The following is a 19,855-nucleotide window of genomic DNA, read 5'->3' on the forward strand; positions in this document are numbered from 1 at the left end:
TCAACAGCGGTAGATGCGGACCGAGTCTGCGGCGACGGTATCGGCCTCGCCGGAGCGCAGGCGCTCTTCCCCGGACAGGGGTGCACGGGCCGCCGAGTCGAACGTCGGACTGAACCACCGTGGCTGCTCACCCTCGATGCCCTGGCCCTGCAGGATCCAGGCCGACGGCAGGTGGATGCGGGCGTCCTGCAACGAACCGTTGATCACGACGAGCCCGTTGATGGTGCCGCCCGTGGACCCGAGGAGCAGCTGGACCGTCCTGGTCCGCGGATCCTCCCACTCGTGCGCGGTCATCGGCAGGCCCGCTGCGCTGAACCACAGGAGGGTGGACTGATCGCCGCGCGACGGGAAGGTGGACGGCTGCCCGGCCAGGAAGTCCCTGCGGATGGACAAGAGGGCGCGGGTCGCGTCCAGCATCCGCCGGGACGAGGCGTCGTCGGGCCAGTGCACCCAGGCGAGCTCGTTGTCCTGGCAGTACGCGTTGTTGTTGCCGTTCTGCGTCCGACCGAGCTCGTCGCCCGCCGTCAGCATCGGCACACCGAGCGAGATGAGCAGCGAGGCCATGAGGTTGCGCGCGCTCTGCTCACGGGCGGCGAGGATCCCCTCGTCCTCCGTCCGGCCCTCGGCGCCGTGGTTGTAGCTGCGGTTGTCGTTGTGCCCGTCGCGGTTACCTTCCCCGTTGGCCTCGTTGTGCTTGCGCTCGTAGGCCGTCAGGTCGGCGAGCGTGAATCCGTCGTGCGCCGTGACCAGGTTGACCGAGGCCAGCGGGCTGCGGCCGGACGCCGCGAAGGTCTCGGCCGAGCCCGCGAGGCAGCCGGCCAGTCGCGCAGGCGAGGAGCCCGTGCCTCCCCCTGTGATCGAGGCGACGTCGCGCAGCCAGAAATCCCGCACCGTGTCCCGGAAGCCGTCGTTCCAGTCCGCCCAGCCGACCGGGAACCGCCCGGTCTGCCAGCCGCCCGCTCCGATGTCCCAGGGCTCGGCGATGAGTTTGGTCCCGCGCAGGGCCTTGGATGCACCGGCGGCGACCAGGAAGGGGTGCCGTGGCGTGAACACGTTGTGTTCGTCCCGTGCGAGGGTGACGGCCAGGTCGAACCGGAAGCCGTCGATCTGGCATTCCTCCACCCAGTAGCGCAGCGAGTCGAGTGCGAACTCCACGATCCGGGGCTGGGAGAAGTCCAGGCTGTTGCCGCAGCCCGTGGTCTCGACATACCGGCCGGCGTCGTCGTGCCGGTAGTGGTCGAGGTCGCCCAGTCCGCGCCAGCACAGTGCGGGGCGGTGCTGCTCGCCCTCGGCGGTGTGGTTGTAGACCACATCGAGGATGACCTCGAGGCCGGCGTCGTGGAGCGCACGGACCATGCCCTTGAACTCGTCGAGCACCGCACCCGGGCCCGCCGCGCGTGCAGCGGCGGTGGCGTACTCGGTGTGGGCCGAGAAGAAGCCGAGCGTGTTGTAGCCCCAGTAGTTGCTGAGGCCGAGCGGCTCCAAGTGTGGCTCGTCGATGTGGAAGTGGATCGGCAGGAGCTCGACCGCCGTGACGCCGAGGTCGCGCAGGTACGTGACCATCGTGGGATGGCCCAGGCCCGCGTACGTGCCGCGGAGCTCCTCGGGCACGCCGGGGTGCAGCTTGGTGAGGCCCTTGACGTGGGCTTCGTAGATGACGGTGTCCCGCCAGGGGGTGCGGGGTCGCTCGCCGGCCCCCCAGTCGAAGGCATGCTCGAGGAATACGGAATAGTAGGAGAGCATGGCCGGCTCGTCCGTCCCGGACCCGGTCTCGATGACCTCCACCGCGCGCGCGTACGGATCGAGGAGCAGTTGCGCCTCGCCGATGGTCCCCGGCAGGTCCCGGCCGGTGGGCCAGAACGCGTAGAGCGCACCGGGCGCCACCGGGCCCACGACGCCGTGGTGGACGCCGCCGTCGAGCCCCACCAGCGTCTCCGACGTCCAGGTGCCGTCCGCGCGACGCCAGTGCACGTCCATCGAGGCGACGGCCGGTGCCCACACCGCGGCGTTGGCATGCGTGTCCTGGCCCCATGCCCCCTTGATGGAGTGGAGTCCGAGAGGGAACTCGCGGGAGGCTCGCGGCAGGGGTGCGGGGTTCAGCATGCCCGTTGTCAGACCGAGCGCTGGCGGGAGATCTCGTACAGCGTGATTCCCACCGCCATCGACGCATTGAGCGACTCCATCGCGGAGTGGATGGGGATGGAGACGATCTGGTCGCAGTTCTCGCGGACCAGCCGGGACAGGCCCTTGCCCTCGGAACCGACGACGATGCAGATGGGGTCCTTGCTGAGGGACAGCTCGGGCAGCGAGACGTCCCCGTCGCCGTCGAGCCCGAGGACGAAGATGCCCTTCTGCTTGAAGGACTTCAGCGCGGAGTTGAGGTTGCCGACCCTGGCCACGGGGACCCGGACGGCGGCACCTGCACTGGTCTTCCAGGCCGACGCCGTCACTCCGACGGAGCGGCGCTCGGGCACGATGACCCCGTGGCTGCTGAATGCGGACGCCGATCGGATGATCGCTCCCAGGTTACGGGGATCGGTGATGCCGTCGAGCGCCACGAAGAGCGGGGCGTTGCCGATGTGGCCGCGACGGTAGCGCTCGATCGTCTCGTCCACGAGATCGAGAGCGTCGGCGTACTCGTAGGGCGGGATCTGCAGCATGAGCCCCTGGTGCACGGCACCGTCCGTCATGCGGTCCAGCTCCGGCTTCCCGGTCTCCATCACGGGGATGCCACGCTCGGCGGCCATCTTCAGCGACTCGCGGACGCGGTCGTCCATCTCGACGCGGATGGCGACGTGGAGCGCTTTGGCAGGAATGCCCGCTCGAAGGGCCTCGACGACCGAGTTGCGGCCCGTGACGACCTCTTCGGCGGCCTTGCCCTTGGTGCGGCCGGTACCTGCGCCCTTGCCCTCGCGCTTGGCCGCGGAGCGCTCGGCCAGCTCCTTGGTCTTGTAGGCCTTGTGGTACGGGCGGTCCTCCGCCTTGGGAGTGGGGCCCTTGCCCTCGAGCGACTTGCGTCCGTGTCCGCCGGTGCCGATGGTGGGGCCCTTTTTCGTTTTGCGAACCGCGCCTGGACGTCCGTGACTGGCCATGGGAGAACACCTTTATATAGAAGAAGAATCGCCTCCAGTTTACGCGGAGCCGGTGCGGTACCGCGGCACCGTCCTTCCGGAGGGCGTGTGGAGGAGGCCGCACGCCCTCCGGCGCCCGGTAGCCTAGCTCCCCGACACCGACCAGGTGACGCCGTCGGCCGAGTCCTCGAGAGTGATGCCGGCGGCGGCCAGCGCATCGCGGATGGCATCGGCCCGGGCCCAGTCCCGCGCCTCTCTGGCCTCACCGCGTTCAGCGATCCGATCCCCGACGAGGGCCGCGAGGGCTGTCGCCGTCGAGGAGTCCTGAGCGGAGGCGCCCGGCTGCCCGGCATCGTCGAGACCGAGGACGGCGGTCATCGCGACGACGGCGGCCAGGCTCGCCCGCGTGGCGTCGTCGTCCCCCGCAGCGAGAGCCGTATTGCCGCTGCGCACGCTCGTGTGGAGCACGGCGAGGGCCTGCGGCACGTTGAGGTCGTCATCCATCGCCTCGGCGAAGGCCGTCGGCAGGTCCGCCGCCCTGACGGCGCCGCGGGTGGGCAGCCCCACGCGTCCGGAGGCCTTCGCGATGAATCCGTCGATGCGCCCGACGGCAGCGGCGGCTTCCTGCAGGGAGGTCTCGCGGTAGTCGAGGACGGAGCGGTAGTGGGCCTGGCCGAGGTAGTACCGGACCACGCGGGGGCCTGCGGCGTCGATCATCTCCTGGGGGCTCACGGTGTTGCCGATCGACTTGGACATCTTCTCGCCGCCGTACGTGACCATGCCGTTGTGCATCCAGAACCGCGCGAACGCGTGGCCGGCGGCCTGCGACTGCGCCATCTCGTTCTCGTGGTGGGGGAAGCGCAGGTCCAGGCCTCCGCCGTGGATGTCGAACTCGGTACCGAGGTAGCGGGTGACCATGCTCGAGCATTCGAGGTGCCATCCGGGCCGGCCGGCACCCCATGGGCTGTGCCAGGACGCCGTCGGAGGATCTGTGTCCTTCGAGCCCTTCCACAGCGCGAAGTCGCGCGGATCCTTCTTGCCGCGGGGATCGGCGTCGGGCGCGGCCTGCATGTCGTCGATGTCCTGCCGCGTCAGGCTGCCGTAGGCGGGCCAGGACCGGACGTCGAAGTAGACGTCACCGGAGCCGTCCGGCGCAGGATAGGCGTGGCCGCGGTCGATCAGGAGCTGGATGAGAGCGTGCATCTCCGGGATGTGCCCGGTCGCGCGCGGCTCGTACGTCGGGGGCCGGACGCCGAGGGCGGCGTAGGCGCGGTGGAACTCCTGTTCGAAGCGGTAGGCGAGGGCCCACCACGGCTCCTGGGGTATGACGCTCGGGTCCTCGTCGGCGGCGCCGTCACGGAACGAGTCGGAGGATTTCGCGAGGATCTTGTCGTCGATGTCCGTCACGTTGCGGACCACCGTGACGCGCAGGCCGCGCGCCTCGAGCCACCGGGTCAGCTGATCGAAGGCGATCGCCGAGCGGACATGGCCGACGTGCGGCATGCCCTGCACGGTGGCACCACAGTAGTAGAGGCTCGCCCTGCCCTGCTGGAGGGGTTCGAAGGGGCGCACCTCGGCGCGGGCGGTGTCATAGAATCGCAGGCTCACCGGTCCAGATTACCCGGCAGGCGGTCTCAGGCCTCCGGCGCGGCGGACGGTGCGTGCGCACCGGAGCGCACGACGACGGCGGTCGCCATGGCCGCGATGCCCTCACCCCTTCCGGTCAGGCCCAGCCCGTCGGTGGTCGTGGCCGAGATGCTGACCGGCGCCTGCGCGGCGTCGGACAGGACGGCCTCGGCCTCGGCCCGGCGCGGCGCGAACTTCGGCCGGTTGCCGATCAGCTGGACCGCGATGTTGCCGACGTCGAACCCGGCCTCACGGACGATCCTCGCGGCCGCCGAGAGCAGGGTGTGTCCGGAAGCGCCTGCGTACTCGGGGCGATCCGTGCCGAAGTGCGTCCCGAGGTCGCCGATGCCGGCTGCGGAGAAGAGGGCATCGGCCGCCGCATGCGCGACGACGTCGCCGTCCGAATGCCCCGACAGCCCCCTCTCCCCCTCCCACAGCAGGCCCGCGAGCCACAGTGCGGCCGGGGCGTCATCAGGCGCGTACGCATGGACGTCCACTCCGATGCCGGTGCGGGGAAGGTGGCTGTGCTCGCTGAGGTACACGGTGCTCCTGCTGTCGGTTTCAGGTGTGGTTCGGTGTCGGTGCTAATACCGTTCGGGATCAGGTGGACAGGGATCCGCCGAGGACGGGCGCCCGGGCCAGCACCGCCTCCGCGATGACGAGGTCGAGCGGCGTGGTGACCTTGAAGGCGAGGGCGTCCCCCTCGACGACGTGTACGGCGTGTCCATGCACCTCCATGAGCCGGGCGTCGTCCGTGACGGCGGGATCATCCGCGTGGCTGCTCGCATGCACCGCACGCAGGGCGTCGGCGTCGAAGCCCTGCGGCGTCTGCACCGCGCGCAGCGAGGCCCTGTCCGGCGTCGCCGTCACGACGTCGTCCACCACCACCTTGACCGTGTCCACGACCGGGAGCACCGGGATGACGGCCGGCGCGCCCGCGGCCACGGCGGCGGCCACCCGCTGGAACACCGCCGGCGGTGTGAGCGCCCGGGCGGCGTCGTGGACCAGGACGACGTCGACCGCCGGAGGGAGGGCATCGAGGCCCGCGCGGACCGAGGCCGTCCGCGTCACGCCACCGGTGACCTCCATGATCTCCACGACCGCTCCCGCGGCACCCTCCGCACTGCGGGCGTCCGCCTGCGCGGCTGCGCGCGCGACGACGGAGGACAGCACGGCGTCCCCCGAGGGAAGGACCACGACGACGGCCGTGGCGATACCCGACGCGAGCACGGTCTGGAGCGCGTGGTCGAGGAGGGTGCGGCCGCCGCAGAGGACACGGGCCTTCGGGATGCCCTGTCCGAGGCGCTGGCCCGTTCCCGCGGCGACCACGACGACGCCGACCACGGCTCGGGACGAATACTGCGGATTCTTGTCGGACACTCCGTCACCCTATGACAGGGCAGCAAAAAAGAGGGACCCGGAGGTCCCTCTTTCATGTCTGTCGGCGTCTCCTAGGAGGCGAGGACCTCGTCGAGAACGCTTGCCGCCTTCTCTTCGTCGGTCTTCTCCGCCAGCGCGAGTTCGGAGATGAGGATCTGCCGCGCTTTCGCGAGCATCCTCTTCTCGCCGGCCGACAGTCCGCGGTCGTGGTCGCGGCGCCAGAGGTCGCGCACGACTTCGGCCACCTTGATCACGTCACCCGAAGCGAGCTTCTCGAGGTTCGCCTTGTAGCGGCGCGACCAGTTGGTGGGCTCTTCCGTGAATTCGGCTCGCAGGACGTCGAACACGTGCTCGAGGCCTTCCTTGCCCACCACGTCGCGGACCCCTACGAGGTCAACGTTCTCTGCTGGTACTTCTATCGTCAGATCACCCTGTGCCACCTTGAGCTTGAGATACATCTTCTCTTCGCCCTTGATGACGCGCATCTTGATCTCTTCGATCTTCGCTGCGCCGTGGTGAGGGTAAACAACTGTTTCGCCGACCTCAAAAACCATGTGGACTTTCCCCTTTCCCGGGGATCAGTTTATCACGGCAACGACACGCCGATCCCGTGTTTTCGCAGGTCAGGCGGCCGGAACAAGCGGAAAGATCTATGATTCGCCCCTTGACGGGCAGTGCTTTTAGTGCTTCCCGGCCTTCGGGTGCACCGAAACCGACACCACGGTTTGGGCACGTTGCCGATAGTCTGTTGCGTAGGTCCGCCCCGGATTACCCACCTGTCCCACCTGTTGAACCCCAGGAGTTTGTGCTGTGAATTGTGCACCGAAGAACCGCGCGCAGCAGGCCGTTGCTGCCGGCGCCGTGTTGCTGATGCTGGGCGTCTCCGGCTGCAGCTTCACCGTGGATCAGTCGACGACCGCTCCGTACGCCGCCTCGGACGGCATCGTGAAGGACCTCGGGCCGGTGCTGCTGCGCAACATCCTGATCGTCGGCCGCGACGACGAGAGCGCCGGCCGTCTCGTGGGCACCGTGTTCAACACGAGTGACGAGCCCGTGGACCTCTCCATCCGCGCCGGAGGTGCCTCCACGACCGTCACGGTCGAGGGACAGGGCGAGTTCAGGTTCGAGGACGAGAGCGAGGACGACGCGACCCTCGAAGGACTCGAGGACGCACCCGGCTCCCTGATCGACGTCGATTTCCAGGTCGAGGGCGAGGACGCGACCTTCGAGGTGCCGGTTCTCGACGGGACGCTCGAGGAATACCGCGAGTTCGTACCCGGTGGCTACACGCCGCAGCCGAGCGAACCCGCAGCCACCGAGGAAGCCGAGGCCGGGGGCCACTAGCCGCAACGGGGACTGCCCGCCATCGAGGATCCTCATCCTCGATGGCGGGCAGTTCCGTGTCGTCCTCCGCCGGCCTACGGCTCGTACTTGTAGCCGAGGCCGCGCACCGTGATGAGGTAGCGCGGGTTCGAGGGATCGGGCTCCACCTTCCCGCGGAGGCGCTTCACATGGACATCGAGGGTCTTGGTGTCCCCCACATAGTCCGACCCCCACACGCGGTCGATCAGCTGCCCGCGGGTCAGCACCCGCCCTGAGTTCCGGAGCAGCATCTCCAGCAGCTCGAACTCCTTCAGCGGCAGGGCGACCTGTTCGCCGTCGACACTCACCACGTGCCGTTCGATGTCCATCCGAACCGGCCCGGCCTGGATGGTGTTCGAGATCAGTTCCTCCGGCTCGCCCTGGCGGCGCAGAACGGCTCGCACGCGAGCCACCAGTTCCCGGGACGAGTACGGCTTGGTGACGTAGTCGTCGGCTCCCAGTTCCAGGCCCACCACCTTGTCGATCTCGGCGTCCTTCGCCGTGAGCATGATGACGGGGACGCTGGAGCGCTGGCGCAGCTGCCGGCACACCTCCGTGCCCGACAGGCCCGGCAACTGGAGGTCCAGCAGCACCAGGTCCGCTCCCGAGCGGTCGAACTCGGTGATGGCGTCGAGGCCGTTGTCCACGACGGACACCTCGAAGCCTTCCTTCCCGAGGAGGTAGGACAACGGGTCGCTGAACGACTCCTCGTCCTCGACGATCAGAATTCGGCTCAAGCCTTGACTCCCTGCTCGTGGACAGCCGTGCTGCCCTTCTTCGCCGACTTCTTGTCGGCACTGTGCATCGTGGCCGCACCGGCACCGGGGCCGGCCGAGCCGTCGGCGGCGTCGTCGTCGTCCGTGGCCCCCTCCATCTCCGGGAGGCGGACGGTGAACGTGCTGCCCTGACCGGCCTGCGACCATACCGTGACCTCGCCGCCGTGGTTCGACACCACGTGCTTGACGATGCTGAGGCCGAGTCCGGTACCGCCGGTCTGCCGGGAACGCGCGGCGTCGATCCGGTAGAACCGCTCGAAGATGCGCTCCTGCTCCTCGGGCGTGATGCCTGCCCCCTGGTCGGTCACCGAGATCTGCACCAGGCCGTCCCGTGATCGCACTCCTACGCCCACCCGCGTGCCTTCCGGCGAATAGCGGATGGCGTTGTCGATCAGGTTGCGGAAGGCGGTCATGAGGAGGTCGCGGTCGCCGTAGACGGGGGTGGAGACGGACCCGCCGACCACGATGTCGATCTGCTTGCTCTCCGCCGGCAGCTTGTTGCGGTCCACTGCCTCGGCTATCACCGAGTTGATGTCCACCGCCTTGCCGCGACGGACGACGTCGGCGCCCTGCAGACGGGAGAGCTCGATGATGTCCTGCACGAGGGCGGAGAGGCGGCCGGATTCCTTGTGCATGCGCTGGGCGAAACGCCGCACCGCCACCTCGTCCTCGGCGGCGTCGTCGATGGCCTCGGCGAGGAGGGAGATCGCACCCACCGGTGTCTTGAGTTCGTGCGACACGTTCGCCACGAAGTCGTTCCGGATCTCCTCGCTCCGCGTGATCTCCGTGCGGTCGTCCGCGAGGATCAGGATGTACTCGGCGCCCAGCGCCGCGACGCGGACCTGCACCACGATGGTGCCCTGCCCGAGCGGCCCGCGTGGGAGCTCGAGCTGCTGCTGCTCGATCACGCCGTCACGCCGGACACGGGCCGTGAGATCGAGCAGTTCGGAGTGGACCACGGTGTGCCCTCGCACGAGCCCGAAGGCGTAGGCGGCCGGGCTGGCCCTGACGACGCCGTCGATCGCGTCCACGATGACGTAGGCCCGCCCGATGATGGAGAGGACCTCCGCCGCGCCGTCGGGCAGCGAGGGCTCGTCCTCGTAGAGCAGACGGAGCCGCTGGGCCTCGCTCGCACGGAAAGCCGCCATGCCGCTCACGCCGAGCGCCAGGCCTACCAGCCCGGCCACGAGCGTCAGGAGAAGGGGATCCACGGACATAGCTTATGCTCTGCGATTTCCGGCCCCGGCCCATCCGGTGGCAATAGGTAAGGGGTTCAACTAACGTTCACATAAAGCGGGGAAACAGTTCACCGCTGGCTGGAAGGCTCGTCGGCAGAACTGTGACAACGGTTGATTCGAAACTTCCAGGGAAGGACGCCCACGTGCGCAAGGTTTTTCAGGCCGAGCTCCACCAGATCGGCGAGGAGCTGATCGAGATCTCGCAACTGGTGTCCGAGGCCATCCAGAAGGCCAACAGCGCTTTCCAGGGTGCCGACACCGAGCTCGCGCAGGAGGTCATCGCCGCCGACGCGCGCATCGACTTCCTGCAGAACAGCCTCGACGAGCGGGCGATCGACATCCTCGCCCTGCAGGGACCCGTGGCCTCCGACCTCCGCATGATCGTGGGTGCGCTGCGGATGAGCGCATCCCTCGAGCGGATGGGGGACCTGGCCCGCCACGTCGCGCAGCTCGCGCGCCTGCGCTTCCCCGCGAACGTCATCCCGGAGAGCATCAGGCCGACCTTCGACGAACTGGCCGAACTCGACGTGCAGATCGCGGCCAAGGTCACGGAGCTCCTGGAGACGCGGAACCTCGAACTGAGCAACGAGATCAGCACGGCGAATGCCCGCGTGAACGAACTGCACGCCGGCGTCTTCAAGGCAGTCGCGGCGGAGGACTGGAACGAGAGCGCTCCGACGACCGTCGACGTCACGCTCGCGAGCCGCTACTACGAACGCTTCGCCGACCACGGCGTCTCCGTCGCCCGGAAGGTCGCCTACCTCGTCACCGGTGAGTGGCAGCCCAGCGCACCGCTGAGCTGACGCGTCCGGCGGGATCGGCGCACCAGGTTCGGACAGGCTCGACGGCGGCCCGCTGGGGGGACCGCCGTCGAACCTGTCCGTTCTCGCGGGTACTAGTGCTTGCCCTGGTTCGCGACTGCTTCGATCGCAGCGGCCGCGGCGTCGGCGTCGAGGTACGTGCCACCGGCCTTGACGGGCTTGAGGTCGTCGTCGAGCTCGTACACCAGCGGGATACCCGTGGGGATGTTCAGTGCAGCGATGTCCCTGTCGCTGATGCCGTCGAGGTGCTTCACGAGGGCCCGGAGCGAGTTGCCGTGGGCGGCGATGAGGACGGTCTTGCCGGCCCTGATGTCCACCGTGATGTCGGACTCCCAGTACGGCAGGAAGCGGTTCAGGACGTCCTTCAGGCATTCGGTGCGCGGGACGTCGTCACCGAGGTCCGCGTACCGCGGATCGCCGACCTGCGAGTACTCGCTGGCGTCGTCGAGCGCGGGTGGCGGGGTGTCGTAGGACCGCCGCCACTCCATGAACTGCTCCTCGCCGAACTCCGCGAGGGTCTGCGCCTTGTCCTTGCCCTGCAGCGCACCGTAGTGGCGTTCGTTCAGGCGCCAGTTGCGCTTGACGTCGATCCAGCTGCGGTCGGCGGCCTCGAGGGCGAGGTTGGCGGTGATGATCGCGCGCTTCTGGCGTGAGGTGTAGACGATGTCGGGAAGGATGCCGGCCTCCGTCAGGAGATGCCCGCCGCGCGTTGCTTCCTCGCGGCCCTTCTCGGTGAGGGCGACATCCACCCAGCCGGTGAAGAGGTTCTTCTCGTTCCATTCGCTCTGCCCATGGCGCAGCAGGATCAGTGTGTAGGTCATGGTCCTAGTCTGCCGTATCGGACTGCGCCGGTCATGCCGGCGGCGTCCTGTTCCGCCAGTGTTAAGCGGGTGTCCTAGGCTGGACGGATGCCCCCGCGTTCCCGCTCCCCGAAGCCCCTCGGGACCATCACGCGTGGCACCACCAACCCGAACCGTCTGCGGCGGGTGGACCGCTGGCTGACCGGGCCGCAGGGGTACCGTCTCCGCCGTGTGGCCGACCCTCTCGTGGTCGATCTCGGGTACGGAGCGGCGCCGGTCACCGCCGTCGAACTGTTCACGCGCCTGCGGTCGGTGCGCGACGACGTGGAGGTGGTCGGGATAGAGATCGACCCGGCGCGTGTGGCAGCGGCGGAACCCCTGGCGCGGCCCGGCCTCAGCTTCCGGCAGGGCGGTTTCGAACTCCCGCTGGACGGCAGGAAGCCCGTGCTGGTGCGGGCCTTCAACGTGCTGCGGCAGTACGGCGAGGACGAGTACGGGATGTTCTGGGACGAGGTCCGTGCACGTCTGGCACCCGGCGGGCTGTTCGTGGACGGGACGTGCGACGAGATCGGCCGCAGGTCCACGTGGGCCGCGGTCGACGCGTCCGGCCCGGTGTCGCTGAGCATCTCGCTGCGGTTCGGGGCGTTCACCCTCCCCTCCGACGTCGCGGAGCGGCTCCCCAAGGCGCTCATCCACCGCAACGTCGAGGGCGAACGGGTGCACGGCTACCTGCGGGCGCTGGACCGGGCGTGGCTCGACGCCGCAGCTCAGGCGTCGTTCGGCAACCAGCAGCGGTGGACGACGATGTGCGCGGCGCTGAGGGCGGACGGCTGGCCGATCCTGGGCGGATCGTCCCGTTGGCGGCTCGGTGAGGTCAGCGTGGCGTGGGACGCCGTGCGTCCGGGCTAGGGGCGTCTACCAGGGGCCGTAGGGACCGTAGTTGCCGCCGCGCCCCGAGGTCTGGCTGACAGCGGGCTTCACATCCGCGAGGTAGACGCAGGCGGCGACGATGGCGACGAGCTGGAAGAGGTTGAAGCCTCCGCGGCTGCCCAGGGCGGACAGCAGGCCGACCACGACGGCGCCACCCGTGAGGGCGAGCCAGAATCCCTTGGTCCGCTTGAATGCGGCTTCGAAGGCCGTGCCGGGACGCCGCACGCAGTCGGAGAAGGCCCACACCTCGATGCCCAGGGCCACGAGGCCGAGCGCGAGGTACAGGTAGTACTGGATTGCGAAGACGAGAGCCACAGGTTCAGCTTAGCTGGCCCGCTCCGGTGGACACAGCGGGCGGTCGACGGTGGTCGATGCTGCTATGGTCCGCCGCCGATCACGAGGGAACCGCTCATGGGACGGACCGGCTCAGAGTCCGCCGTCGCGCCCACCCGCAGCCTGCCGCAGGGCCTGCTCGAGGTCCGCCCACAGGTCCTCTGGGTTCTCGATGCCGACCGAGAGGCGCACGAGTGCCTCGGGGACGGTGAGCGGCTCGGCCGGCTGGCGCCGCCGTCGCTCGACGAGCGACTCGACGCCGCCGAGGGAGGTCGCGGGAAGCCAGAGCCGGACCGCAGCGACGAGGGCATCGGCGGTGGCGACGTCGTCGAGCTCGATGCTGACGATGCCGCCGAAGCCGTTGAACTGTGCGGCCGCGCGCTCGTGCCCGGGATCCGTGGGCAGGCCCGGGTACCGCACATGGCGCACTGCGGGGTGGTCTGCGAGCCGGTGTGCGAGGAATGCCGCTGTGGACTGGCTCCGCTCCATGCGCAGGGCGAGTGTCCGGAGTCCGCGCAGTGCGAGCCACACCTCGAACGGCCCCGCGATGGCTCCGTGCAGGGTACGGTGCGCCAGGAGCTGCGCACGGAGGGCCGGGTCGGAGGTGACGAGCGCGCCCAGGACGACGTCGGAGTGGCCGGCGAGCCACTTGGTGACGGAGTGCAGGACGATGTCCACACCCGCCTCGAGCGGCCGGTGCACCATAGGTGTGTTGAAGGTGTTGTCCGCGACGACCACGGCCCCGGCGGCGTGCGCGGCGTCGGTCAGGACGGACAGCTCGGCGACCTCGAGCATCGGGTTCGTGGGGCTCTCGAGCCACAGCATCACCTGGCCGGCATCGAAGCGTGCCGCGAGCGCATCCAGGTCCGCGAGCACGGCTGCGGTGTCGGCGATGTCGACGGTACGCAGCTCGAAGCGGCCCTGCGCGGCAAGGTCAGCGGCGAGGCTGATCGAGCCGGCATAGGCGTGGCGTGGCATGACCACAGCTCCCCCGGTGGGGACGAGGGACAGCGCCGCGGCGGCAGCACCGAGGCCGGAACCGAAGACGAGGGCCGGCAGCTCGGCGCCCTCGAGTGCGCCGAGGGCTTCCTCGAACGGGTCCCAGGTCGGGTTGGAGCCGCGGGCATAGATGCGGTCACCCGCCTCGGGCGCGCGCGTCTCGTGGTAGGTCGTCGAGAGGACGATCGGCACGTTGACGGGCGAGTCATGTTGGCGGGGAGGACGACCTGCCGCAACGGTGAGGGTATCGGGGGCGAGGTCGGGGTGCAACGGGTCCTCGCGAGATTTCATCATGGTGCCAGCGTAGGTCGGGATCAGGTACGGCCAAAAAGTGGGCTTCACAATCGACTGCACCCAGCCCTCGCCCGCCCGACTCCCCGTCCGCCTCACCGCCCATCAGGCACCTCCTCGGACGACAGGAGGCTTCGAGGCGCGGCTCGCGGACGTTCCTCGCCATCCGGACAGGGGAGGGCCAGTTCCCGGTGCCGGTTCCGCCTCGGGGTGCGATCGGGGTCGATGTAGCGCGGCGGCGTGAACCACGGGATGCCGTGCTCGACCTCGATCGTCCAGTTACCCCGCTCGATGAGCCGGTGGTGGAACGAGCACAGAAGGCATCCGTTGGAGACGTTCGTCCGCCCACCGCCGACCCACGGGGTGATGTGGTGCGCCTCGGTCCAGACCGCCGGAACGGTGCAGTCGGGGAACGAGCAGCCCCTGTCCCGCGCGACAAGGGCGCGCCGCTGCGCTACGCCGAAAAGCCTGCGTGCACGGCCGACGTCGAGCACTTCCCCGTGGCCTCCCAGCACCACCGGGATGATATCGGCGTCGCATGCGATCTTCCGCACGGTCCGCGCGCTGACCGGGCCGCCGAACACGGTGTACCCCCGCCCCGGAGGCTCGGGGGTACACCCGGGACCGGTGATCGACTCGTCCTTCTTCCCGCGGCTCCCCTGGTCGCTCCGTCCAGGGGTGCGCTGCAGCGACCCGTGGCTCCGGTCCCCGCACCCCCGATCGCTCGGGTGCAGGCGGCCCGGACCTTGGCCCGCCGGCCCCGGTGGCCATGCACGGCCGGGCCGATGAGTCGTGGCTGCCCCACGCTCGGACGCGGGTTGGACGTCCCTGCGGACCACTCCACGTTCCTGCAGGTCCGACGTCAGGGCCTGGTAGTCGATCGTGACCATCACCTGGGGCCGATGCCCGCCGGTGGCGGGAAGTGTATCGGTGGCCAATGCCACCTGACAGGCGCCGACCAGCCCGTCGAGCAGGCGCTGGGGGCGGGAGCGGCCCTCCCACGGCGGCGTATTGCCATCCCCCTCGCCGCCGATGCCGCTGCCGTCGCTGCCGTTGTTGCCACGAGAGTCGAAGTCGACGCCACCGGAAGACCCGGCAGCACGATCCGCTCCCCTGGACGCTGCAGCATCGGACACCTCCCGGTCCTGTGCGCTCCGCGGGTTGGTGTCGGTATTCATGACGGTGAGCAGGAATTCGAACTGTTCATCGTCGGCGGCGATGTCGAGCCGGTGCAGGCCCCGGCGCTTTCCGCGGAGGAACACACCCTGCTGCTTCCTGAGCAGCTCGTCCGTCGGCTCGGCGCCGTCCGGGTCCAGCGCCGACTCCCACCGCCGGATGACCACGTTGAGCAGGTCCTCGTCGGATTCGACGGCCTGAGCGGTCAGCCCGACCTCCATCGCCTGCAGCGGCTCGGGCATTGCACACGGCCTGACCCGTTCGACGGCGTCCGTGATCTGGGTTGCGGCGTACGAGCTGATCATTCCGTCGCTGAAAGCAGCCGCAACGGATGCGAGGGCGGCGGGCTGTGCCTCGCCGGTCGGAGTCCGCCGTGGTAGCACCGATGCGCCCAGTGGGATGCGCCTTCGCGCCTCGGCCCTGGTGATCCCGATCCTGGCACGGAGATACTCGGCGGTGTCCTTGAACTCCCGGGTGCTGTCGGGACCGATCGGAGAGGCGAGCCGGCCCAGGGCCTCCCGATGTTCACCGACGGTCGCGACGTCCTGCCGATCTGCTGCGGCCGCCCCTACGACCTGCAGGTAAGAGACCACCCGCGCAAGGTGCTCGAGCGCATCCAGCGGCTCGGCGAGATCTGCGGTGGCGGTGAAGCCTGCCTCCGCCTCGAACAGTCTGCCGAGGCTCGACACCTGAGACCGCATCTGCCCGAGGGCCTGTGCCGTTGTAACGAGTTCCTCCGTGAACGCGAGTGCCATGAGCCGAGCCTATTAATACGCATCTCCGAATGATTGTGAACCGGCTGCTATGTGGACAACTCGCCGAGTGTCCGTGCCGGCCGGCGAACGGACCACGCACTTCCCGCCATGCCCGATGGGGCGGGCGGCGTCCGGCCCTGATGCGGTGGCTTGGATGTCATCGACACTCGGTAGTCTTGAGCGCGTGACCTATCCCCTCCCGCACGGGCTTCCCGGGCTCTTCATAGCGCTCGAGGGTGGCGACGGCGCCGGCAAGTCCACACAGGCAGCGCTGCTCTGCCGGGCCCTCGAGGACAGCGGCCGCACCGTGGTGCGCACGCGTGAGCCCGGCGGCACGCCCATCGGGGAGAAGCTGCGGTCCCTGGTCCTCGAGCACGGGCACGGAGAGATCGATGCCCGCACCGAAGCCCTGATGTTCGCGGCTTCGCGCGCGGCCCACGTCCACCAGGTGATCGTGCCGGCGCTGCGGCGTGGCGACGTCGTCGTCTGCGACCGCTACATCGATTCCTCCGTGGCCTACCAGGGAGCGGGGCGCGGGCTCGGCACGGCGGCCGTCCTCGACGTGAACCTCTGGGCCACCGAGGGGCTCCGCCCCGACCTCACAGTGCTGCTCGACGTCGACCCGACGCAGGGTCGCAGCCGCCGCACCGCGGGTGCCGCCCAGGAGGACCGCCTCGAGTCCGAGCCCGACGGCTTCCATGCCAGCATCCGGTCCGCCTTCCTCGACCTCGCCCGGCAGGAGCCCGGGCGGTACCTCGTGCTGGCGGCGTCCGATACGCCCGAGGAACTCCACCGGGCCATCCTCGGGGCCCTGCCGCGGGTGGCCGCATGAGCACCAGCCTGCCGACCACGGGCGTGTGGGCGGAGCTGCGGGGCCAGGAGCAGGTCGTGGAGCAGTTGCGCCGCGCCGCCCAGTCCGGGGCGCCGACCCACGCCTGGCTCTTCACCGGTCCGCCCGGCTCCGGGCGCTCCAATGCAGCCCGCGCCTTCGCGGCCGCGCTGCTGTGCGAGCGCGAGGCCCTGGACGAACGCGGCTGCGGCATGTGCAAGGCGTGCCGCACCGTCCTCTCCGGAGCGCATGCCGACCTCACCAACGTCACCACGGAGAAGGTGACCATCAGCATCAACGAGGCACGCGAACTCGTGCGGAAGGCGCAGGACAAGCCGTCGACGGGCCGCTGGCGCATCATCATCGTCGAGGACGCCGACCGCATGCAGGAACGCAGCACCAACGTGCTGCTCAAGGCCATCGAGGAACCGCCGCCCCGCACCATCTGGCTGCTCTGTGCACCCAGCCCGGGCGACGTCCTGGTCACCATCCGCTCGCGGTGCCGATCCGTGGGCCTCCGCCTGCCGCCCGTGCAGGACGTCGCCTCGTTGCTCGTGGCGCGGGACGGCATAGACCCCGCGACGGCGGAAGCAGCCGCGCGCGCCGCCCAGAGCCACATCGGGGTCGCGAAGCGGCTGGCGACCGACGACGGCGCGCGGGAGCGCCGCAACCAGATCGTGCGGCTCCCCCTGACACTGCGTTCGGTGGCCGGCGCCATGCGCGCCGCGTCGGACCTCGTGAAGCTCGCCGAGGCGGAGGCCCAGAGCTCCTTCGAGCAGCGGGACGCCGAGGAGAGGGCAGCCCTGCTGGCGACCCTCGGTGCCCCGGAGACGGGCACCCTGCCACCTTCCATGCGAGCGCAGATCAAGCGCCTGGAGGAGGACCAGACACGGCGGGCCAAGCGGTCCAAGAACGACTACTTCGATCGGGCGCTCACGGATCTCATCTCCTTCTACCGGGACGTGCTGATGCTGCAGGTCTCCAGCGGGCAGTCGCTCGTCAACGAACCGCTGCGGCCCGAACTCGAGGAGTTCGCCCACCGGGAGAGCGCGGAGGACACCCTCCTGCGGCTCGAAGCGATCAACGAGGTCCGCACGCGGCTCGTCAGCACCAATGTGTCCCCCCTCCTCGCGATCGAAGCGATGACGGTGAGTCTCCTGTCCCGGAAGGACCTCGATCGATGACCCCTGGAACGCCGCACACCTCCGGCCGGCCATCCCGCCGTCGGTCCCTGGGACCCCTCGTGGCGGCCGCCGCCGTCGTGCTCGGCCTGGCCGGGTGCACTCTCTCCCCCGGTGACCGGGGGGACGCCCCCGCCACGGGGATCGAGACCGCTGATCCCGCCGCGGTCGGGGAGGTGGACGAGGACCTTCGCGGCTTCTACACCCAGGAGGTGCAGTGGGAGTCGTGCGAGGGATCCTTCTCCTGCGCCACGATCGAGGTACCCCTCGACTACAGCGACCCGGGCCGCAGCAGCGTCGACATCGCGGCCATCCGGTCCGGTGCGACGGGAGAGGCGCGCGGAACCGTCCTCGTCAACCCGGGTGGCCCCGGCGGCTCCGGCTTCAACATCGTCAAGGACTCGCTCGACTACGTCACCAGCGACCGGCTGCGGGAGGACTACGACATCCTCGGCTTCGATCCCCGCGGGGTCAACCGCTCCAATGGGGTGGAGTGCTTCACCGACGCGGAGCAGGATGCCGCCCGGCAGGAGTCATACCCGGTGGACGTGCCCGAGGAGGAGCTCCTGACACTCATGACCGCCGACGCGCAGGAGTACGCCGACCGCTGTGCCGAACGCACCGGGGAGCTGCTCGGCTTCGTGGACACCGAGTCCGCTGCACGCGACATGGACATCCTGAGGGCGGTCGTCAGCGACGAGAAGCTCAACTACCTCGGCTTCTCCTACGGCACCCAGCTCGGCGCGACCTACGCCGACCTGTTCCCCGAGCGCGTGGGGCGCCTCGTCCTCGACGGGGCCCTCGATCCCTCGCTGAGCAACGAGGACATCACCCTCGGCCAGGCGGGAGGCTTCGAGCGGGCGGTGCGCGCATACGTCGCCGATTGCCAGCAGGGGCCGGAGTGCCCCTACCCGGGGACGGTGGACGACGGCGTGCGCCGGATCCAGGAACTGTTCGCCGACGTCGAGCGCGAGCCGATGACCGCAGAGGACGGCCGCCTCGTGCCGGTGTCCACCTTCGTCCAGGGCTTCATCCTGCCGCTCTACGACAACGGCAACTGGCCCACGCTCACGCAGGCGGTCACCGCCGCCCTGGCGGGAGACCCGTCGAGCATCCTCTATCTGGCGGACCTTTCCGCCGAGCGCCAGCCGGACGGGACGTACGCGGGCAATTCGACGGCGGCCTTCCTGGCCGTGAACTGCCTCGACTACCCGATGACGAGCGATCCGGCACAGATGCGCGCCGACGAGCAGGAACTCGTCGCCGCCTCACCCACCTTCGGCCGGTTCCTCGCCTACGGCGGCATCACCTGCGCTCCGTGGAAGTACCCTCCGGTGCTCGAACCGGCTCCCCTGCGCGCGGAAGGTGCGGATCCGATCGTCGTCATCGGCACCACCGGTGATCCCGCCACCCCGTACGAGTGGTCCACCGCGCTGGCGGAACAGCTCGAGTCCGGTGTGCACGTCGCCTGGCAGGGCGAAGGCCACACCGCCTACGGCCGGTCCAACGACTGCATCCTGGACCTCGTGGACGCCTACTTCATCGAGGGGACCGTGCCCGCCGACGGGACGCGCTGCTGAGTCCTACCCGGCGCCGGCCCGAGCCACTGCGGAAGGTGGCACATCGACGGCAGGACGACGTCGGCCCCGGCCAGCCGCAGCTCGGCCTCCGAGTGCGCCCCGGTCAGGACCCCGATGACGGCGCCGGCCCCCGCGCGCTGCCCCGCGAGGACGTCCGAGGTCGTGTCCCCCGCGACCAGGACGGACCGCACGTCCTCGATGTCGAGCGCTAGGACCGCGGTCAGGATGATGTCGGGGAACGGACGGCCCCGCCCGGCGTCCGAGGGGCAGAGGCTCAGGTCTGCCAGCCCCATCCAGCCGAGGGACTCCAGGATCATGTTCTGCGTGTGGCGGCCGAATCCGGTGGCCAGGCAGATCTTCAGCCCGGCTCCGCGCAGCGCCAGGATCGCTTCCTCCGCGCCGGGGATCGGCTCGACACCGTGCCGGGCCAGCAGGTTGTCGTACGCCGCTTCGAAGGATCGGTTGACGTCGGCAGCAGTACGGGCGTCCTCGAACAGGGAACGGAACACGAGTTCCTTGGACGTGCCCATCGTCCGTCGGGCGTGAGCCGTCATCGCCGCGAAGGCATGGGACCCCTCCCGCACGCCGTGGGCGGCCAGCGCACGGCTGAAGGCCTCCTCCTGCAGGGCGCCCTCGTCCACCGTGGTCCCCGCCATGTCGATGACGGCGAGCGAGAATGAGCGGTCCTGCGCCATGCGGCATCCCCT

General features: G+C 69.6%; 19 protein-coding genes. 6 read left to right on the forward strand and 13 right to left on the reverse strand.

Annotated elements, in window-relative coordinates:
• The 6 genes from glgX to AC1MFI_RS02955 form a co-directional block, all read right to left on the reverse strand.
• Complete coding sequence (gene glgX / locus AC1MFI_RS02930; protein ID WP_479819532.1) at nucleotides 1-2,103, reverse strand: glycogen debranching protein GlgX; 2,103 nt, start codon at nucleotides 2,101-2,103, stop codon at nucleotides 1-3.
• Between the two features lie 8 nt (nucleotides 2,104-2,111).
• A complete protein-coding gene (gene rlmB, locus AC1MFI_RS02935; protein ID WP_479819533.1) occupies nucleotides 2,112-3,092 on the reverse strand; it encodes a 23S rRNA (guanosine(2251)-2'-O)-methyltransferase RlmB in 981 nt (326 codons plus the stop codon).
• 123 nt (nucleotides 3,093-3,215) lie between these two features.
• Nucleotides 3,216-4,679 carry a cysteine--tRNA ligase gene (cysS, locus tag AC1MFI_RS02940; RefSeq protein ID WP_479819534.1) on the reverse strand — a complete coding sequence of 488 codons (1,464 nt, stop codon included), beginning with the start codon at nucleotides 4,677-4,679 and terminating at the stop codon, nucleotides 3,216-3,218.
• A 26-nt stretch (nucleotides 4,680-4,705) separates the two neighbouring features.
• The gene (gene ispF / locus AC1MFI_RS02945; protein WP_479819536.1) at nucleotides 4,706-5,239 is read right to left on the reverse strand and encodes a 2-C-methyl-D-erythritol 2,4-cyclodiphosphate synthase; all 534 of its coding nucleotides are present in this window, start codon (nucleotides 5,237-5,239) and stop codon (nucleotides 4,706-4,708) included.
• A gap of 58 nt (nucleotides 5,240-5,297) precedes the next feature.
• Nucleotides 5,298-6,077: a 2-C-methyl-D-erythritol 4-phosphate cytidylyltransferase gene (gene ispD, locus AC1MFI_RS02950; RefSeq protein ID WP_479819538.1), complete on the reverse strand. Its 780-nt coding sequence runs from the start codon at nucleotides 6,075-6,077 to the stop codon at nucleotides 5,298-5,300.
• Nucleotides 6,078-6,148: 71 nt separating this feature from the next.
• Entirely contained in the window at nucleotides 6,149-6,631 is a 483-nt protein-coding gene (locus AC1MFI_RS02955) for a CarD family transcriptional regulator (protein WP_028280415.1), read from the reverse strand.
• Nucleotides 6,632-6,887: 256 nt separating this feature from the next.
• Between AC1MFI_RS02955 and AC1MFI_RS02960 the strand changes: the two genes are divergently transcribed.
• Nucleotides 6,888-7,421, forward strand: a complete 534-nt coding sequence (locus AC1MFI_RS02960) for a hypothetical protein (protein ID WP_479819540.1) — start codon at nucleotides 6,888-6,890, stop codon at nucleotides 7,419-7,421.
• A gap of 74 nt (nucleotides 7,422-7,495) precedes the next feature.
• Here AC1MFI_RS02960 and AC1MFI_RS02965 read toward each other — a convergent pair whose 3' ends face one another.
• Both AC1MFI_RS02965 and AC1MFI_RS02970 read right to left on the reverse strand, forming a co-directional pair.
• Complete coding sequence (locus tag AC1MFI_RS02965; RefSeq protein WP_105032630.1) at nucleotides 7,496-8,176, reverse strand: response regulator transcription factor; 681 nt, start codon at nucleotides 8,174-8,176, stop codon at nucleotides 7,496-7,498.
• Nucleotides 8,173-9,426, reverse strand: coding sequence for a sensor histidine kinase (locus AC1MFI_RS02970; protein WP_479819542.1), 1,254 nt, complete (start codon nucleotides 9,424-9,426; stop codon nucleotides 8,173-8,175). Before AC1MFI_RS02970 ends, AC1MFI_RS02965 begins: the two co-directional genes overlap by 4 nt.
• Nucleotides 9,427-9,596: 170 nt before the next feature.
• Between AC1MFI_RS02970 and phoU the strand changes: the two genes are divergently transcribed.
• Nucleotides 9,597-10,256 (forward strand): phosphate signaling complex protein PhoU, encoded by a 660-nt coding sequence (gene phoU / locus AC1MFI_RS02975; protein ID WP_479819543.1) that lies wholly within the window; start codon nucleotides 9,597-9,599, stop codon nucleotides 10,254-10,256.
• Between the two features lie 92 nt (nucleotides 10,257-10,348).
• Here the strand turns inward: phoU and AC1MFI_RS02980 are convergent, their stop codons facing one another.
• Nucleotides 10,349-11,095 (reverse strand): phosphoglyceromutase, encoded by a 747-nt coding sequence (locus tag AC1MFI_RS02980; protein ID WP_479819545.1) that lies wholly within the window; start codon nucleotides 11,093-11,095, stop codon nucleotides 10,349-10,351.
• A gap of 87 nt (nucleotides 11,096-11,182) precedes the next feature.
• Between AC1MFI_RS02980 and AC1MFI_RS02985 the strand changes: the two genes are divergently transcribed.
• Nucleotides 11,183-11,983, forward strand: a complete 801-nt coding sequence (locus tag AC1MFI_RS02985; RefSeq protein WP_479819546.1) for a class I SAM-dependent methyltransferase — start codon at nucleotides 11,183-11,185, stop codon at nucleotides 11,981-11,983.
• Nucleotides 11,984-11,989: 6 nt separating this feature from the next.
• On the opposite strand, the gene AC1MFI_RS02990 is transcribed toward AC1MFI_RS02985, so the two are convergent.
• From AC1MFI_RS02990 to AC1MFI_RS03000, 3 genes are all read right to left on the reverse strand, one after another.
• On the reverse strand, nucleotides 11,990-12,319 hold the full coding sequence (locus AC1MFI_RS02990; protein WP_479819547.1) for a DUF2516 family protein: 330 nt from the start codon (nucleotides 12,317-12,319) through the stop codon (nucleotides 11,990-11,992).
• A gap of 111 nt (nucleotides 12,320-12,430) precedes the next feature.
• Nucleotides 12,431-13,630 carry a trans-sulfuration enzyme family protein gene (locus AC1MFI_RS02995; RefSeq protein ID WP_479819549.1) on the reverse strand — a complete coding sequence of 400 codons (1,200 nt, stop codon included), beginning with the start codon at nucleotides 13,628-13,630 and terminating at the stop codon, nucleotides 12,431-12,433.
• Nucleotides 13,631-13,722: 92 nt separating this feature from the next.
• Nucleotides 13,723-15,558, reverse strand: a complete 1,836-nt coding sequence (locus AC1MFI_RS03000; RefSeq protein ID WP_479819551.1) for an HNH endonuclease signature motif containing protein — start codon at nucleotides 15,556-15,558, stop codon at nucleotides 13,723-13,725.
• A gap of 154 nt (nucleotides 15,559-15,712) precedes the next feature.
• Between AC1MFI_RS03000 and tmk the strand changes: the two genes are divergently transcribed.
• From tmk to AC1MFI_RS03015, 3 genes are read left to right on the forward strand one after another with little or no spacing between them, the layout of a single operon-like run.
• Entirely contained in the window at nucleotides 15,713-16,390 is a 678-nt protein-coding gene (tmk, locus tag AC1MFI_RS03005; RefSeq protein WP_479819552.1) for a dTMP kinase, read from the forward strand.
• The gene (locus AC1MFI_RS03010) at nucleotides 16,387-17,571 is read left to right on the forward strand and encodes a DNA polymerase III subunit delta' (RefSeq protein ID WP_479819554.1); all 1,185 of its coding nucleotides are present in this window, start codon (nucleotides 16,387-16,389) and stop codon (nucleotides 17,569-17,571) included. The genes tmk and AC1MFI_RS03010 overlap by 4 nt, the downstream gene beginning before the upstream one ends.
• Nucleotides 17,568-19,148, forward strand: a complete 1,581-nt coding sequence (locus AC1MFI_RS03015) for an alpha/beta hydrolase (RefSeq protein ID WP_479819556.1) — start codon at nucleotides 17,568-17,570, stop codon at nucleotides 19,146-19,148. The genes AC1MFI_RS03010 and AC1MFI_RS03015 overlap by 4 nt, the downstream gene beginning before the upstream one ends.
• Here AC1MFI_RS03015 and AC1MFI_RS03020 read toward each other — a convergent pair.
• Nucleotides 19,103-19,843 carry an HAD family hydrolase gene (locus AC1MFI_RS03020; protein WP_479819558.1) on the reverse strand — a complete coding sequence of 247 codons (741 nt, stop codon included), beginning with the start codon at nucleotides 19,841-19,843 and terminating at the stop codon, nucleotides 19,103-19,105. The two genes, AC1MFI_RS03015 and AC1MFI_RS03020, sit on opposite strands and share 46 nt — an antisense overlap.
• Nucleotides 19,844-19,855 lie beyond the last annotated feature (12 nt).

It is taken from the genome of Arthrobacter sp. BC5 (assembly GCF_056680255.1).

Excerpts from the sequence above, each read along its gene's own strand:
- glgX (WP_479819532.1), bottom strand. The coding sequence starts at position 2,103 with ATGCTGAACCCCGCACCCCTGCCGCGAGCCTCCCGCGAGTTCCCTCTC.
- rlmB (WP_479819533.1), bottom strand. The coding sequence starts at position 3,092 with ATGGCCAGTCACGGACGTCCAGGCGCGGTTCGCAAAACGAAAAAGGGC.
- AC1MFI_RS02955 (WP_028280415.1), bottom strand. The coding sequence starts at position 6,631 with ATGGTTTTTGAGGTCGGCGAAACAGTTGTTTACCCTCACCACGGCGCA.
- AC1MFI_RS02980 (WP_479819545.1), bottom strand. The coding sequence starts at position 11,095 with ATGACCTACACACTGATCCTGCTGCGCCATGGGCAGAGCGAATGGAAC.
- AC1MFI_RS02985 (WP_479819546.1), top strand. The coding sequence starts at position 11,183 with ATGCCCCCGCGTTCCCGCTCCCCGAAGCCCCTCGGGACCATCACGCGT.
- AC1MFI_RS02995 (WP_479819549.1), bottom strand. The coding sequence starts at position 13,630 with ATGATGAAATCTCGCGAGGACCCGTTGCACCCCGACCTCGCCCCCGAT.
- AC1MFI_RS03000 (WP_479819551.1), bottom strand. The coding sequence starts at position 15,558 with ATGGCACTCGCGTTCACGGAGGAACTCGTTACAACGGCACAGGCCCTC.
- tmk (WP_479819552.1), top strand. The coding sequence starts at position 15,713 with ATGTCATCGACACTCGGTAGTCTTGAGCGCGTGACCTATCCCCTCCCG.
- AC1MFI_RS03010 (WP_479819554.1), top strand. The coding sequence starts at position 16,387 with ATGAGCACCAGCCTGCCGACCACGGGCGTGTGGGCGGAGCTGCGGGGC.
- AC1MFI_RS03015 (WP_479819556.1), top strand. The coding sequence starts at position 17,568 with ATGACCCCTGGAACGCCGCACACCTCCGGCCGGCCATCCCGCCGTCGG.
- AC1MFI_RS03020 (WP_479819558.1), bottom strand. The coding sequence starts at position 19,843 with ATGGCGCAGGACCGCTCATTCTCGCTCGCCGTCATCGACATGGCGGGG.